Genomic DNA, 14,835 nt, shown 5'->3' on the forward strand with positions numbered 1-14,835 from the left:
GGCGGCGGGCGGCCCGCACGTGCGGACGCCGTCCACCCTCGGCCCGCGGCCTCGACGCACCGTCGAACCGGGCTCGACCGGCGCCCGCCTCCAGCCCGTTTCGAGACCCGCGCAAGCGGACGTTGCCACGGTCGTGCGCGGAGGTCCCAACGGCAGACCCCAGGACGGGAGAGCGGCATGACGGACACAGTGCGACGGGTGGCCCTGGTCACCGGTGCGACCAGTGGGATCGGGCTCGCCGTGACGGAGCTGCTGGCCCGCGGCGGCATGGCGGTGTTCGGCTGCGCGCGGAGCGCCGAGAACGTGCGCGCCCTCGTGAAGCGGCTTCGCGAGGAGGGGCTGGAGGCCGCGGGCACCGCGTGCGACGTCACCTCGACCGAGCAGGTGCGCGCCGCCGTCGCCGCGGTGGTCGACACCTACGGCCCGATCGGCGTGCTGGTCAACAGCGCGGGCCGCAACGGCGGCGGGGAGACCGCCCACCTCGACGACGCCACCTGGCTCGACGTGATCGACACCAACCTGCACGGCGTCTTCCGGGTCACCCGCGAGGTGCTGGCGGCAGGCGGCATGGTCGAGGCGGGTTGGGGCCGGGTGATCAGCATCGCGTCCACCGGCGGCAAACAGGGGGTGGCGCTGGCCGCGCCCTACTCGGCGTCCAAGCACGGCGTGGTCGGCTTCACCAAGGCCGTCGGCCTGGAACTGGCCCGCACGGGCGTCACCGTCAACGCCGTCTGCCCCGGCTTCGTCGAGACGCCCATGGCCGAACGGGTCCGCCAGGGCCACGCCGCCTACCACGGCGTCAGCGAGGACGAGATCCGCGCCCGGTTCGAGGCCCGCATCCCGCTCGGCCGCTATGTGACGCCCGAGGAGGTCGCCGGACTCGTCGGCCACCTGGTGACGGACAGCGCCGCGTCGATCACCGCCCAGGCCCTCAACGTCTGCGGCGGGCTCGGCAACTACTGATGACCCCTACCAGCCGAAGCGAGACGATGACACCCAAGGCCGACACCACCCAGGCACCCCCCGACGCGGCCGAATTCCGCGCGACCATGGGCTGTTTCCCCACCGGCGTCACCCTGCTCACCTGCGGGCGCGACGACGACCTGACCGTGATGACCCTCAACAGCCTGACCTCCGTCTCCCTCGACCCGCTGCTGGTCCTGGTCTCCGTCAAGGCGGACGGCAGGATGCGGCCGCGGATCCGGGCCCACGGCGGCTACGCGGTCAACGTCCTGGGCACCGCCCAACGCGACCTGGCCAGGCGGTTCTGCCTGCCCGACCGCCCCGAGGGCGCCCCCGCGGCCCGGCTCCTCGGCGCGGTCACCGGCGTCTTCGGCCACGCCGTCGTCCCGTCCGCCGCGGCCTGGCTCGAGTGCGCGCTGCACCGCGAGTTCGAGGCAGGCGACCACACGCTCCTCGTCGGCCGGGTGCTCGCCGTGTCCGGCGCGGCATCCGGCGGGCGGCCCCTGGTCTTCCACCACGGCGGCTACACGGCGCTGCCCGACACCCCGGCGGCCGGCGCGTGAGCGCCGTCGCCCCGTTCGGACGGCTGAGCAGGATCGCCGACGGCGTGTACGCCTATGTGCAGGCACCCGGCGGCTGGTGCCTCAACAACGCGGGGCTCGTCGTCGGCGCCGGCGCCTCCGTGCTGGTGGACACCGCCGCCACCGCGAGCCGCACCGCGCACCTCGCGGACCAGGTCGACGCGGTCACCGGCGACGGCCCCGACTGGGTCATCAACACCCACTTCCACGGCGACCACGTCTTCGGCAACGGCCGCTTCACGCCCCGCGCGACCGTCGTCGCCCACGAGGGCACCCGCGCCGACATGGCGGAGGCCGGCCTCGGACTGCGCGGCCTGTGGCCCGACGTCGCCTGGGGCGACACCCCGCTCACGCTGCCCACGCTGACCTACCGCACCGACCTCACCCTGCGCCTCGGCGCGGCCGGACCGAGGGTGGAGCTGCTGCCCGTCGGGCCCGCCCACACGGCGACCGACACCGCCGTCTGGGTGCCCGACGCCGAAGTGCTGTTCACCGGCGACGTCGTCTGGTCGGGCGTCACGCCCTACGTCCTGATGGGGTCCGTGGAGGGCTCGCTGTCGGCGCTGGCCCGGCTGCGCGCCCTGCGGCCCCGCGTGGTGGTCCCGGGGCACGGCGCGGTCGGCGGCCCCGAACTGCTCGACCGCACCGAGGAGTACCTGCGCTGGTGCCTGCGGCTCGCCGAGGACGGTCTCGCGGCCGGACTCGCCCCGCTCGACGCCGCCCGGCGGGCCGCACCCGGCCCCTACCGCGCGCTCGTCGACCCGGAACGCCTGGTCGGCAACCTCCACCGCGCCTACGCCGAGCTGGAGGGACTGCCGCCGGGGGCCAGGATCGACGTCGCGGGGTCGTTCCAGGAGATGTGCGTCCTGCACGGAGGTCTGCCGGAGTGCCGCGCCTGAACAGCGGGGCGCGGCACCCGGCGGACCCGCCGCTACCGCTGCCCCGGGGTGTTCCTGCGGATGATCCTGGATCGGGTCAGCAGCGCCCCGCCGGGCTCGCGCACCAGCACGTCGTCCACGGTGTAGGCGGGCTGGAAGGACAGCCCGCCGCCCTCCGACTGGGCGACCAGCGTGTAGTAGGAGACGCCCAGGGCGCCGTCCGCGAGCCGCTCGACGAGCAGATGGCCGAACCAGTGCTGGGTCGCCACGCCCTGGTAGCGGGGCAGCCTCGCCCGCATGGCGGCGACCATCTCGTCCCGGCCGCGGGTCCGCCCGCCGTCGGCGTGCACCACCTCGCCGTCCGGGGTGAACGTGTCGGCGAAGCCCTCGATGTCGAGGGCGTCCGCCCGCCGCATCTGCCGGGCGTAGAACGTCTGGATCTCCGCGTAGAGGTCCCCGGTGACCTCATCAGGGACGGTGCGGTGCTGGGACTGGGCCACGACGGCTCCCCTCGACGATGTACGGGACGCCGTCCACGGTGCCCCAGCCCCCTCCACCCCCACTGGAGACCAGGTCAACCCAGCCCGCCGACGCACCACAGCCGAGAGGACCCGACATGGACAGCACCCGCACGACCGCGACCCCGGCAGGCACCTGGAGCGAACACCTCGTCGTGGAGGGCCGCTCCTACACCAGCACCCTGCGCTTCACCGCCAACGGACGCGCCATGATCCTGGCCGGCCCGCGCCCCGGCTCGGTCGGCGCGGGCTACTGGCACAGCACGGGCCCCGACACCTTCAGGTTCCAAATCGTCGAGCTGGAGTTCGACGCGGACGGGGTCCTCTCCGGCTGGGTGGACATCGACCAGGCCGCCGTCCTGCACGGCGACACCTTCACCTGCGACGGCGTCTCCCACGTCTACGACGCGCACGACCGGCTGCTGGCCACCGTGCACGCCGAGGGCACCTCGACCCGCGCCTGAGCACCCCCGGCCACCCGGACGACAGCGGGCCGCACACCGTCCGGTGTGCGGCCCGCTCCCTCGCCCGACGTGGCCTCCTCAGACGTCCCGGCCGCGCCCCCGCGCCAGCTCCTCGAGGACCGGCACCACCTCCCGCGGCGACGGCATGGCGAGCCACCGCGCGTACAGCGCCTCCGCCCCCGCCCGGAACGACGGCTCGCCCAGCAGGCGCAGCAGCCGGCCCCGCATCTCCTCGGCGGACTGGGTCCGGTGATCGAACGTCAACCCGGCCCCGCCGCCGGTCACATAGGGCGCGTACGTCGCCGACTCCAGCCCGTCGGCGGCGATGAGCTGCGGCACCCGGTGCGCCACCGCCGCCATCACCGTGCCGCTGCCCCCGTGGTGCACCACCGCGGAACAGGTCGGCAGCAACTGGTTGAACGGCACGTAGTCGAAGACCCGCACGTTCTCCGGCACCCGCTGCCCGGCGAGCTGCGCCGCGTCGAAGGTCGCGACGACGTCCACGTCCAGGCCATCCACCATCGCCAGCAGCTTCGTGACCAGCCCCGCGTCGGTCGCGTACTCCCGCCCCGACATGCCGAGCGACACGGCGACCCGGGGCCGCCCCGCCCCCTGATGGAGCCACGCGGGCACGGTGTCCGCCCCCGTGTACGGCACCCGGCGCATCGAGACGGTCGAGGCGGGCGTGGCCAGCCGCAGCGCCTTCGGCGTCGGGTCGAGGGTCAGCTGGCCGAGGAGGAGTTCGTCGTCGACCGTCACCCCGTGGCGCAGCGCCGCCCGCGACACCGCCTCCGCGAGCGGCTCCGGGTACCCCGTGCCCTCCTCGCCGCCCTGCCGCAGATACCGCTGCCTGGCCCAGCCGCAGTAGTCGGGCCCCCACAGATAGCGGGCGTGCGCCGCCCCGGTCACCCGCGCGGCGACGGCCGCGGCCGGCCACATGTCCCACAGCACCAGGTCGGGCCGCCAGGCGCGGGCCAGCGCGACCAGCTCGTCGGTGCCCGCGACGGCCGCGTCAGGCCCGTCACCCGGCGTGTGGAAGATCCGGGTGCCGGCCAGCGCGAAGTAGCTGAACATGAACCAGGCGTGCGCGTCGGCGTCGGTGACGGCCCACGCCTTCGCCAGCCGGTCGCGCTCCTCCTCGGGCAGCACATAGCCGCCCACCTCCGACAGCACCGGCATCGTCTCCGCCGTGCCCACCGGGACGGCGGTGAGACCGGCCGCCGTGACGGTGTCGACCAGCGCCGGGTGCGAGGCGACCCGCGTCTCGTGCCCCGCGGCCTGCAACGCGCGCGCCAGCGGGACGATCGGGTAGAGATGCGCCGCCATGGGCCAGACGACGAACAGGACACGCATAGGAGACCTCCTCGGTTCTCTCACCGGGGCGTTCGGCGCCCGGGGTGGGATCGGCGGACACCTGGGCAGGGGCCGGCGCTCCTCGGCCGCCGGGCGCTCACCAGGGCAGGACGCCCGCGTCCGTGACGAAACGGCCCGTGGGACCGTCCGCGTCCAGCAGGGCGAGCCGCACCTCGATCGCGGCGCCCTCCTCGGCGGTGCGCTCGCCGACCCCGTCGTTGATGTCCGTGGCGACGAACCCGGGCGAGCAGGCGTTCACCTTGATCGCGGTGTCCCGCAACTCGTTGGCGTACAGCAGCGTCAGCATGTTCAGGGCCGCCTTGGAGACGCTGTACGCCGTGATCGCGGGCATCGCCGACCCGTCGAGCCAGGCCGGCAGACCCATCTCGCTGGAGACGTTGACGATCCGTCCGGCCGCGGAGCGGCGCAGCAGCGGAAGGACGGCGTTCGTCACCGCGGCCACCCCGTGCACGTTCGTCTCGAACGTGGCCCTGAGCTGGCCGGCACCGACCCGGCTCGGCGGGTTGGCCGGCCACTCGACGTTGACGCCGGCGTTGTTGACGAGGATGTCGAGGCGGCCGTGGCGCGCGTCGACGCGCCGGGCGGCCCGCTCGATCAGGTCGGGGTCCGTCACGTCCAGATGCACGAAGTGCGCGTCGGCGCCCTCGGCGCGCAGCCGCTCCACGGCGGCCTCGCCGCGTCCCTTGTCCCGGGCTCCGGCCAGCACCACGGCGCCCAGCGCGCCGAGACGCCGCGCGGTCTCGAACCCGATTCCCTTGTTGGCGCCTGTGATCAGGGCGATCTTGCGGTCAGTAGCCATGCGGGGAGCATCGCAGCGGCGGCTCGTGTCCCTCTGGTGCGTCGCTCACGCACCGCTCAGGGACCGGCCGCCGCCCCGGCCGGGCCGGCTCGGGTCAGGGCCGGTCGCCGGGGAGCACCGCCTCCACGATGCTCTGCACCGAGCCCGTCGGGATCAGCCGGCCGACGGTGAGCCCGGCCTCCGTGAGCAGCCGCGTGTACTCCTCACCGGTCCGCTCCTGGCCGCCCGCCATGACGTGCATGGCGAAGTCGAACGCCTTGCTGGTGTGCGGGGCGTCGCCGGCCGGGATCACCCGCTCGATCAGCAGCAGCCTGCCGTCCGGCTTCATCGCCTGCCGGCAGCCGCGCAGGATGCGCACCGCGTCCGCATCGCTCCAGCCGTGCAGCACCGACTTCATCAGGTACAGGTCGCCGCCCGCCGGGAGGTCACCGAAGATGTCGCCGCCCACCACCTCGCACCGCTCGGTGAGCCCCGCCTCGCCCAGGCAGGTGCGCTCCACCACGTGCGGCAGGTCGAACAGCACCCCGGTGGTCAGCGGACGTGCCGTGAGGACCGCCGCGAGCAGCGTGCCGTCCCCGCCGCCCACGTCGACGATCCGGCCCGTCCGCGGGAAGTCGTACGCCTCGACGATCGCGCCCCGCTCCACCCGGCTGTGCTCCTGCATGGCCGTGTCGAACGCGGCGCCCTCCTGCGGGTTGTCCCGCAGGAACTCCCAGAACGGCTGCCCGAACGCCGTCGCGAAGGCGCCGTCGCCGGTGCGCAGCGCGTGGTCCGCGTGCTGGAAGGCGCGCGCGGTGATCCGGCCCGACTGGGCGATCGTGGTCCGCACCGAGCGGGGATGGTCCGAGCGCAGGCACGCGCCGACCTCGGTGAGCGCGAACCGTCCGGGCGCCGACTCGGTGAACACCCCGCAGCCCGCCAGCGCCCGCAGCATGCTGTGCAGGGTCCCCGCGTCGGTCCCGGTCCGCCGCGCCAGCTCCTCGGTGGACCGCTCCTGTCCGGCCAGGAGATCAGCGATCCCCAGCTCGGCGGCGAGGTGGAGCGCCCGCGCGTAGATGAAGCCGTCGCCGAGCGCCAGCAGGCGCAGACTGCTGTCCTGTTCCAGAGCGCTGCTCATCCGCTGTCTCCACTCCTTCGTCCGTGACGGTGGGTCACCAGCGTGCGGGAGAGCGCTCAACGGCGGCTTGAGGGCGGATGCACCGGGTGCGCCCGGGGCCCTGGGCGCCCACCCGGCGGTTCAGGCGTGGGCGCCCACGGTGACGGTCCCGACGGTCAGTTCGGGCTTGCCCTCCAGGACGGCCCCCACCCGCTCGACCTGCTCGTCGAGTTCGGCGAGGTGCGCGCCGGACAGCGGCGCCAGCGGCTCCACGGTGACCTGGATCCGCTTCCCCGACCTGCGCTGGTGCCAGACCCCGGCGACCGTGCCGTCGACCAGCAGCACCGGGTAGTTGCCCGCCTGCCCCGACGGTGTCAGCGCCCGCACGGACGCCTGACCCGGGTAGAGGAGGCCGCGCGGCTGGGCGGCCACCACATAGGCGTCGAAGTACGGCAGCAGCCGCACGCCCCGGTGCGGCTCGGCCGGGATCGCGGTGTCGCCCGCGTTGACCCAGGCGGGGTTGCCCTCGAAGTCGACCTGCTCTATGTCGCCCTCCATCGCCCGGAACAGGCCACTGGCCCACCCCCGGGGCGCGTTGAGCCACTGGGCGAAGTTCTGCGGGGTGGCGGGCCCGTAGGCGTGCAGATACCGCTGCACGAGCCGGCGCTGCGCGGTCGGCCCGTCGAGCGGGGTGACGTCGCTGAGGTAGCGCAGCGGGTTGGTGTACGTGACCTTGCGGCCGCGGTTGGGCGCGAAGCACAGCACGCCCCGGTGCGCGGCCAGCGTCATCGCCTGCCGCCAGCGCGGCCACTTGCCCTGGAACGCCTCCATGACCAGGTCGCCCGCCCACGGTCCGGTGGCCGCCACCACCGCGTCGGTGAGTTCGTCGACGGTCAACTCGGCGCTCAGAAGCGACTTCCCGATGGCGGCGACGACCTGTTCCGTCTGGTCCTCGGTCATCTGGACGTCCTTGGGGAACGGACTGGGCGACTGCGGTATGGAGCTGAACGCCCCGATCCACAGCGGGAGATCGGCCGTCGTCAGCAGATGGACGGTGCCGCGCGGACCGTACATCTTCACCAACTCCCGCCGGTCCCACAGCGCCGCGCGGACCTCGGCGCGGGTGGCGCCCTCGATCCGCAGCGCCACCGACAGTTCGGCCGCCGACAGGATCTGCGCGTGGGCGCCGCACAGGGTGGAGACGATCCCGGCGGGACCCTCCTGCCCCGACGGCGAGACGAGCGAACCTCGGTCCATCCGCCGTAAGGAGACTTCGGGCCACGACAGTCGTGGAGTGTCGGCGTTCATGGAAAAGTCCCTCCGAATGGGGTCGCGGCTCTCCGAGGCGCGGCGAGTTTAGCAGCGGCGCGACGGCGCCCACGGCGAGGCGGGCCGTCCTCCGACGACCCGCCGCACCATGGGCGGCGACCGGCACCGCGGCCGTCAAAGGCCGTGGCTCCAGGGGTGGTTGTGCTGCTCTCCGGGGCCCGTCAGGTGCCGGGCGCCGACGGCTGCGGGGCGGTCTCCGCGGGCCGGTCGGCGGCCTTCGGCGGCCGGGGGCGGCTGAAGCGCCGCATCGCCGGGGCCTCCACGCACGTGTACAGCAGCCACGCCAGGACCAGGCTGATCGCCAGCGTCAGCACCCCGTACCCGAACGCCCCGGCGAGGCTCACCGGCTTCGCCCAGTTCTCCGGGTGGACAGCGCCGATCGGCCCGTAGGCGACGACGAGGTAGTGGACCAGATAGAGGCTGTAGGAGACCTCCCCGAGCCTGACCAGGGGCCGGCTGCCCAGCACCCTGACCCGGTCGGCCACGTCCGCCCGCGCGAGCGCGCCGATCAGCAGCGCCAGCGGCAGCGAGGTCGCGGCCACCCGGTCGTAGACGCCCGGCAGATTCGCCCCGGCGACGAACGCCACCACCGCGAGGGCCAGTGCCGGGACCACCCCGAACGGGAGCCTGCGCCCGCGCATGACGAGCAGCGCCGTCAGCACCCCGAGGGCGAACTCCAGGAGCCGGGTGACGGGGAAGTAGTAGGTGAACCAGACCGCCCACCAGTGGTCGTTCGTCAACGGCATCGTCGGCCGCGCGGGCAGCAGCCCCGCCACCAGCGGCACGAGCGCGATCAGGACGGCCGTACCCGCCAGCCACCGCCACAGGTGCCCCGGCCTGATCCCGCGCGTCACCCGCAGCAGCAGCGGGAACGACAGATAGAACAGCAGCTCACAGGCGAGCGACCAACTCGGCGCGTTGCCACCGTAGTTGATGACCGCGTCCTGCTCCGGTATCCAGCTCTGCACCAGGAAGACCGTCGGCACGGTGTTGACGGCGGTGATCGGCACGCTCGCCGACAGCATCAGCAGCAGCGCCGCCGCCAGGGTCACCAGATGGTTGGGGAAGATCTTCACCAGCCGTCTGCGCCAGAAGCGCCGCGCGGGGTCGTCGGGCCGGCTCACCCAGGTGAGGATGAAACCGCTCAGCACGAAGAAGAACGACACCCCGACGTTTCCCGCGGCTTCGACGTAGCGCTGCGCGCCCGCCGCCCGGGTGCCGCCGAGCCGGGGGATCAGCGCGATCCCCACATGACAGACCAGCACCATGCAGGCGGCCAGGAACCTGGCACCGGTGAGCGCGGGCAACCGGGACCGTTCGATGGCGGTCGTCGACGCCGTCATGGCGCCTCCTTTGCATCCAGTGAGGACGTCAGGGCCGACGACCCTGGCGAAGCGACGACACGAGCCCCTCCAGGACGGGCACGATGTCGCCTGGGCTCGGTACGGCGAGCCAGTCGCGGCGCAGTTCCTCGGCGGCGTCCTGGAACGCGGGCTCGGTCAGGACCCGCACCAGGCTCTTGCGCATCTCGGTGGTGGACGTCCGCGGGCCGACGGTCAGGCCGGCCCCGTAGTCGTGAACGTACCGCGCGTTGCCCGCGTACGCCGCTGTCGCGTCCGCCACGACGAACTGCGGCACCCCGTGCGCGACCGCCGCCATCAGCGTCCCGATGCCGCCGTGGTGGACGATCGCCGCACACGTCGGCAGCAGCAGCCCCAGCGGCAGATAGCTGACCGTGCGCACGTTCTCCGGCAGCGGACCGTCCGCCAGCTGCGAGGCGTCGACCGTCGCCACCACGTCCACGTCGAGTCCTGACACCACCTCCAGCAGATCCGCGACCAGCGCGCGGTCGTTGCGGTACGCGCGCTGCGTGGTGCCCAGCGACACCGCGAGCCGCGGCCGCCCGGACGGCTCGTACAGCCACGGCGGCACCACGTCGGGCCCGCCGTAGGGGATCCGCCGCACCGGCACCCGCCGTCCCGGCGCCCTGAGCTGCATGTCGGGCAGCATCGGGTCCACCGTGAACTGGCCGAGCAGCAGCTCCTCGTCGACCGGGACCCCGTACCGCTCGGCGCTCGGCCGCACCAGCTCCGTCACGGGATCGGCGAGCCCCGCCGACCGCAGCGCCGCCCGCCCCCGGGAGGTCCGCTCCGCGGCCCAGCCGACGAAGTCGTGCCCCCACAGGATCCGCGCGTGCGCCGCGCCGACCGCGCGCGCCGCCACCGCCCCCGACGGCCAGTTCGGGTCCCACAGCACCAGGTCGGGACGCCACTCGCGCGCCGCCGACACCAGCGCGTCCACCCCCGCCCAGCGCTCCTCGGGCGCCCCCTCCTCCGGGTGGAAGATCCGCGAGGAGGCGTAGGTGTAGGTGCTGAACGTCCCCCACACCGGGTCGTCCGCGGAGAGCGCGAGCGCCTCGGTGAGCCGCGCCCGGTGCTCCTCGGGGAGGAGGAAGTCACCGACCGCGGACGGCGACGGCACGGTCTGCGGGGAGCCGAGCGCCACCGCGTCGAACCCGGCCGCGGTGATCACCCCGGCCAGATCGGGATGCGAGGCGATCCGGACCTCGTGCCCCGCCCCCTGGAGCGCCCAGGCCGGCGGCAGCGCGGGATAGAGATGGGCCGGCAGGGGCCACACGACGATCAGGACACGCATTCGGGTCTCCTCCGGGCGGACGGCGACGGCGCTGAAGGACCGGCGTCGGTCAGGCGGGCACGCACTCGACGATGGACATCAGGGACGGCGTGGTGAGGATCCGGCTGACGGTGAAGCCGCCCTTGCCGAGGATGTCCTCGAACTCCGCCTGGGTGCGCTCCTTGCCGTCCACCACCGCGAGCATCGACACGTCGATGGTCTTGCTGGCGTGGGGCTGGTTGCCGGGCGGGATGACGGGGTCGACGACGAGGAGGGTGCTGGTGTCGTGGACGGCTTCGCGGACGCTCTTGAGGATGCGGAGGCAGTCGGTGTCGCTCCAGTCGTGGAGGACGGACTTGAGGATGTAGTGGTCGGCTCCCGCGGGGACGTTCTCGAAGAAGTCGCCGGCCTGGACGCTCCAGCGTCCGGTGGTGGCGGGGGTGTCGAGCTGGTGTTCGTCGAGGACGGACTGCTGGTCGTAGAGGGTGCCGGTGATGTGGGGGTGGGTGGTGAGGATCTCGCGCAGGAGGCTGCCGGTGCCGCCGCCGACGTCGATGACCTTCGCGCCGTCCGGGAAGGCGTAGCTGCTCGCGATGTGCTGGTTCCACAGCCGGGAGAAACCGGCCGTACCGGCGTTGAAGACCGACGCCGTCTCCGGGACCGTCTGGAGGTGGGCGAAGAAGCCGGCGCCGAAGATGTCGTCGAAGACCGTGTGGCCCTGGCGCACCGTGTCGTACATCCGCGCGTACGGCCGCCAGAACAGATCCTCGCCGAGCATGAGGAACGGGTCGTGCAGCGAGCCGGGCACGTCGGTGCGCAGCAGCTCTGCCATCGGGGTCAGGGCGAAGCGGGCCCGGTCGTCCTCGCGGAAGACCTCGCGGGTGGCGAGGTAGCGCAGCACCCGGTGCAGGTGCGGGCCGTTCAGGCCGGTCCTCTCGGCGAGTTCGGCGGCGGTACGCGGTCCGTCGGCGAGCTGGTCGGCGACACCCGCCTTCGTCACCGTGTACAGACAGGCCGTGTAGAGGTAGCCGTTCATGTGTTCCGACAGCTGCGCGCTCAGCTCGCTGGTGTCGGGCGGGGCGGACGTCATCGCATACCTCCGGGAGACGGGGAACGTACGAGGGACAGAGCGGGGGAACTAGCCGGTCAGGAACCGGCGTCGGGCACGGCACGCACCCGGACCGGGAGGCGGGGCAGACCCCGCATCATCACGCTCGGGTACCAGGCCAGTCGGGCGGGATCGGCGTCGAGCGCCAGGTCGGGACAGCGCTCCAGCAGCGAACGGACCGCGGTCCGCGCCTCCAGCCTGGCCAACGGGGCGCCGAAACAGGCGTGGATGCCGTGCCCGAACGCCAGATGGCCGCCCGCCTCCCGCCGGATGTCGAAGCGGTCCGGGTCGGGGAAGCGGCCCGGGTCACGGTTGGCGGGGGTGTTCCCGATGAGGATCAGCTCACCCCCGCCGGGGATGTCGGTGTCACCGATCCGGACCGGCTCGGTGGTGAAGCGGTGCAGGGACGTCCCGGTCGGGCCGCTGTGCCGCAGCATCTCCTCCACGGCCGCGTCGAGCAGCGAGAAGTCGGCGCGCAGCGCGTCCAGTTGGTCAGGGTGCCGCAGCAGCGCGAGCATCCCGTTGGAGAGCAGCCCGGTGGTCGTCTCGTGCCCGGCGACCAGGAGCAGCACGGCGAGACCGACCATCTCGCTGTCGGACAGGGCGTCCTCGTCCTCCTCGCGCCGCCTGACCAGCCCGCTCAGCAGGTCGTCGCCCGGCCTGGCCCGCTTGTCGTCGAGCAACTCCTTGAGATAGCCGTCCAGTTCGGCGAGGGCCGCCTCCGCCTCGGCACCGTTCCACTCCTTGGTCACCTGGGTGGTCCAGCGGTGGAACTTGTCGCGGTCGTCGAACGGCACCCCGAGCAGCTCGCAGATGATCGCCGCGGGCAGCGGGAATGCGAAGTCCCTGACCAGGTCGGCCCGGCCGTCCGCGCGCTCCAGCATGGCCCCGATCAGCTCGTCGGTGACCTCCCGCACCCGGGGTTCGAGCGCCTGCACCCGCCGCGGCGTGAACTCCCTGACCACCAGCTTGCGCAGCCTGGTGTGCCGGGGCGGGTCGGAGATCAGCATGTGCGGGTTGGCCCACGGATCGTCCTCCGTGTCGGCCGCGCCGGGGGAGTTGCGCCAGTCGTTCGACAGCCGCGGGTCGGACAGCGCCGCCCTGGCCTCCTCGTAGCCCACCACGAGCCAGGCCGTGAACCCCTCGGGCAGCAGCACCCGGTGCACCGGACCCCGCCCGCGCAGTTGCGCGTACGTCGGGTGCGGATCGCGCGCGAACTCCTCGCCCAGCGCGGCCAGATCGACGATCGCCTCTTCACTCATCCCGCTGCCTCCTCCCGTCCCGCGCACCCGCTAGGCGGGCACGCACTCGACGATGGACATCAGGGAGGGGGTGGGCAGGATCCGCGTGACGGTGAAGCCGCCCCGGCCGAGGACGTCCTCGAACTCCGCCTGGGTGCGCTCCTTGCCGTCGTGGATGACCATCATCATCGCGTCGATGGTCTTGCTGGCGTGGGGCTGGTTGCCGGGCGGGATGACGGGGTCGACGACGAGGAGGGTGCTGGTGTCGTGGACGGCTTCGCGGACGCTCTTGAGGATGCGGAGGCAGTCGGTGTCGCTCCAGTCGTGGAGGACGGACTTGAGGATGTAGTGGTCGGCCCCTGCGGGGACGTTCTCGAAGAAGTCGCCCGCTTGGACGCTCCAGCGTCCGGTGGTGGCGGGGGTGTCGAGCTGGTGTTCGTCGAGGACGGACTGCTGGTCGTAGAGGGTGCCGGTGATGTGGGGGTGGGTGGTAAGGATCTCGCGCAGGAGGCTGCCGGTGCCGCCGCCGACGTCGATGACCTTCGCGCCGTCCGGGAAGGCGTAACTGCTCGCCACGTGCTGGTTCCAGAGGCGGGAGAACCCGGCGGCCCCGGCGTTGAAGACGGACGCCGTCTCCGGGACGGTCTGGAGGTGGGCGAAGAAGCCGGCGCCGAAGATGTCGTCGAAGGCGGTACGGCCCTGGCGGACCGTGTCGTACATGCGGGCCAGCGGCTTCCAGTAGAGGTCCTCGCCGAGCATGAGGAACGGGTCGTGGAGCGAGCCGGGCGCGTCGGTGCGCAGCAGTTCTGCCATCGGGGTCAGGGCGAAGCGGGCCCGGTCGTCCTCGCGGAAGACCTCGCGGGTGGCGAGGTAGCGCAGCACCCGGTGCAGGTGCGGGCCGTTCAGGCCGGTCCTCTCGGCGAGTTCGGCGGCGGTGCGCGGGCCGTCGCCCAGGTGATCGGCGACACCCGCCTTGGTGACCGTGTAGAGGCAGGCGGTGTAGAGGTAGCCGTTCATGTGTTCCGACAGCTGCGCGCTCAGCTCGCTGGTGTCGGGCGGGGCGGACGTCATCGCGTACCTCCGGAAGGTCACAGAAGTCCCGTGGGCGGGTCCTCGGGCCCGGCCCACCCTGGCCCAGACGGCATGAGCGAAGGCACAGTCCGCCTCGCACCGTGCCTGAACGCCCGTCCCGCACCGGGGCGGGACCGTCGTTCTGCCCGCACCTGTGCCGTATTCACCCGATCTGCGGACGCCGGGGGTGCCGCACGGCAATCAGGACACCCACCGACCTACATCTGTCCTACGGTCGGGTCCGTGACATCGAACCTCCGAACCACGTCCTCCGCTCTGGCGGGTGAGCGCGCCGAACTGCTGAGCGCCCTCGCCGACCAGCGGGAACTGCTGCTGATCACCGTCCGCGGGATCAACGACGCCCAGGCCATACAGCGCACCGTCGTCAGCGAACTCACCCTGGGCGGGATCATCAAGCACCTGTCCCGCGGCGAACGCGTCTGGACCCAGATCCTCGTCGAGGGGGACGGCGAGATGCCCGAGGGAATGCTCGACCTCGGGCAGTACCGGATGACCGAGGACGACACGCTCGCCGGGCTCCTGGAGGAGTACGACGAGGCGGCGCGCGGCACCGAGAAGGCCGTGAGCGAACTGCGCGACCTGGAGGGCACCGTCCCGCTGCCCCTCACCCCGTGGTCCCCGCCGGAACGCGAGTACTGGTCGGCCCGCCGCATCCTGCTGCACCTGATCAGGGAGACCGCGCAGCACGCGGGCCACGCCGACATCATCCGGGAGACCCTGGACGGCGCCAGCACCACGGCCCAGCGCTGACCCTGGCG

General features: G+C 73.0%; 15 protein-coding genes. 5 read left to right on the forward strand and 10 right to left on the reverse strand.

Annotated features, from left to right (window positions below):
* Positions 1–177 precede the first annotated feature (177 nt).
* The 3 genes from DDJ31_RS30715 to DDJ31_RS30725 are packed head-to-tail and all read left to right on the forward strand — an operon-like array spanning position 178 to position 2,443.
* Positions 178–963, forward strand: a complete 786-nt coding sequence (locus DDJ31_RS30715) for an SDR family NAD(P)-dependent oxidoreductase (protein WP_127177139.1) — start codon at positions 178–180, stop codon at positions 961–963.
* Positions 964–989: 26 nt separating this feature from the next.
* On the forward strand, positions 990–1,526 hold the full coding sequence (locus DDJ31_RS30720) for a flavin reductase family protein (RefSeq protein ID WP_164784869.1): 537 nt from the start codon (positions 990–992) through the stop codon (positions 1,524–1,526).
* Positions 1,523–2,443 (forward strand): MBL fold metallo-hydrolase, encoded by a 921-nt coding sequence (locus tag DDJ31_RS30725; protein ID WP_127177137.1) that lies wholly within the window; start codon positions 1,523–1,525, stop codon positions 2,441–2,443. Before DDJ31_RS30720 ends, DDJ31_RS30725 begins: the two co-directional genes overlap by 4 nt.
* A gap of 32 nt (positions 2,444–2,475) precedes the next feature.
* On the opposite strand, the gene DDJ31_RS30730 is transcribed toward DDJ31_RS30725, so the two are convergent.
* Positions 2,476–2,922 (reverse strand): nuclear transport factor 2 family protein, encoded by a 447-nt coding sequence (locus DDJ31_RS30730; protein ID WP_240678018.1) that lies wholly within the window; start codon positions 2,920–2,922, stop codon positions 2,476–2,478.
* Between the two features lie 116 nt (positions 2,923–3,038).
* Between DDJ31_RS30730 and DDJ31_RS30735 the strand changes: the two genes are divergently transcribed.
* On the forward strand, positions 3,039–3,404 hold the full coding sequence (locus DDJ31_RS30735; protein ID WP_127177136.1) for a hypothetical protein: 366 nt from the start codon (positions 3,039–3,041) through the stop codon (positions 3,402–3,404).
* Between the two features lie 78 nt (positions 3,405–3,482).
* Here DDJ31_RS30735 and DDJ31_RS30740 read toward each other — a convergent pair whose 3' ends face one another.
* The 9 genes from DDJ31_RS30740 to DDJ31_RS30780 form a co-directional block, all read right to left on the reverse strand.
* Positions 3,483–4,757 carry a nucleotide disphospho-sugar-binding domain-containing protein gene (locus tag DDJ31_RS30740; protein WP_127177135.1) on the reverse strand — a complete coding sequence of 425 codons (1,275 nt, stop codon included), beginning with the start codon at positions 4,755–4,757 and terminating at the stop codon, positions 3,483–3,485.
* A gap of 97 nt (positions 4,758–4,854) precedes the next feature.
* Entirely contained in the window at positions 4,855–5,577 is a 723-nt protein-coding gene (locus tag DDJ31_RS30745) for an SDR family oxidoreductase (RefSeq protein WP_127177134.1), read from the reverse strand.
* A gap of 94 nt (positions 5,578–5,671) precedes the next feature.
* Positions 5,672–6,694 (reverse strand): methyltransferase, encoded by a 1,023-nt coding sequence (locus DDJ31_RS30750; protein WP_206280642.1) that lies wholly within the window; start codon positions 6,692–6,694, stop codon positions 5,672–5,674.
* Positions 6,695–6,814: 120 nt separating this feature from the next.
* The gene (locus DDJ31_RS30755) at positions 6,815–7,930 is read right to left on the reverse strand and encodes a winged helix DNA-binding domain-containing protein (protein ID WP_240678017.1); all 1,116 of its coding nucleotides are present in this window, start codon (positions 7,928–7,930) and stop codon (positions 6,815–6,817) included.
* Between the two features lie 233 nt (positions 7,931–8,163).
* Complete coding sequence (locus tag DDJ31_RS30760) at positions 8,164–9,345, reverse strand: acyltransferase family protein (protein ID WP_127177132.1); 1,182 nt, start codon at positions 9,343–9,345, stop codon at positions 8,164–8,166.
* Positions 9,346–9,373: 28 nt separating this feature from the next.
* Positions 9,374–10,657 (reverse strand): nucleotide disphospho-sugar-binding domain-containing protein, encoded by a 1,284-nt coding sequence (locus DDJ31_RS30765; protein ID WP_127177131.1) that lies wholly within the window; start codon positions 10,655–10,657, stop codon positions 9,374–9,376.
* A 49-nt stretch (positions 10,658–10,706) separates the two neighbouring features.
* Entirely contained in the window at positions 10,707–11,726 is a 1,020-nt protein-coding gene (locus DDJ31_RS30770) for a methyltransferase (RefSeq protein WP_127177130.1), read from the reverse strand.
* A 56-nt stretch (positions 11,727–11,782) separates the two neighbouring features.
* Positions 11,783–13,006 carry a cytochrome P450 family protein gene (locus DDJ31_RS30775; protein WP_127177129.1) on the reverse strand — a complete coding sequence of 408 codons (1,224 nt, stop codon included), beginning with the start codon at positions 13,004–13,006 and terminating at the stop codon, positions 11,783–11,785.
* Between the two features lie 30 nt (positions 13,007–13,036).
* Complete coding sequence (locus DDJ31_RS30780) at positions 13,037–14,056, reverse strand: methyltransferase (protein WP_127177128.1); 1,020 nt, start codon at positions 14,054–14,056, stop codon at positions 13,037–13,039.
* A gap of 243 nt (positions 14,057–14,299) precedes the next feature.
* On the opposite strand from DDJ31_RS30780, the gene DDJ31_RS30785 reads away from it, so the two are divergent.
* Positions 14,300–14,827, forward strand: coding sequence for a DinB family protein (locus DDJ31_RS30785; RefSeq protein ID WP_240678016.1), 528 nt, complete (start codon positions 14,300–14,302; stop codon positions 14,825–14,827).
* Positions 14,828–14,835: the final 8 nt, after the last annotated feature.

The organism is Streptomyces griseoviridis, from assembly GCF_005222485.1.
GTDB lineage: Bacteria > Actinomycetota > Actinomycetes > Streptomycetales > Streptomycetaceae > Streptomyces > Streptomyces hintoniae.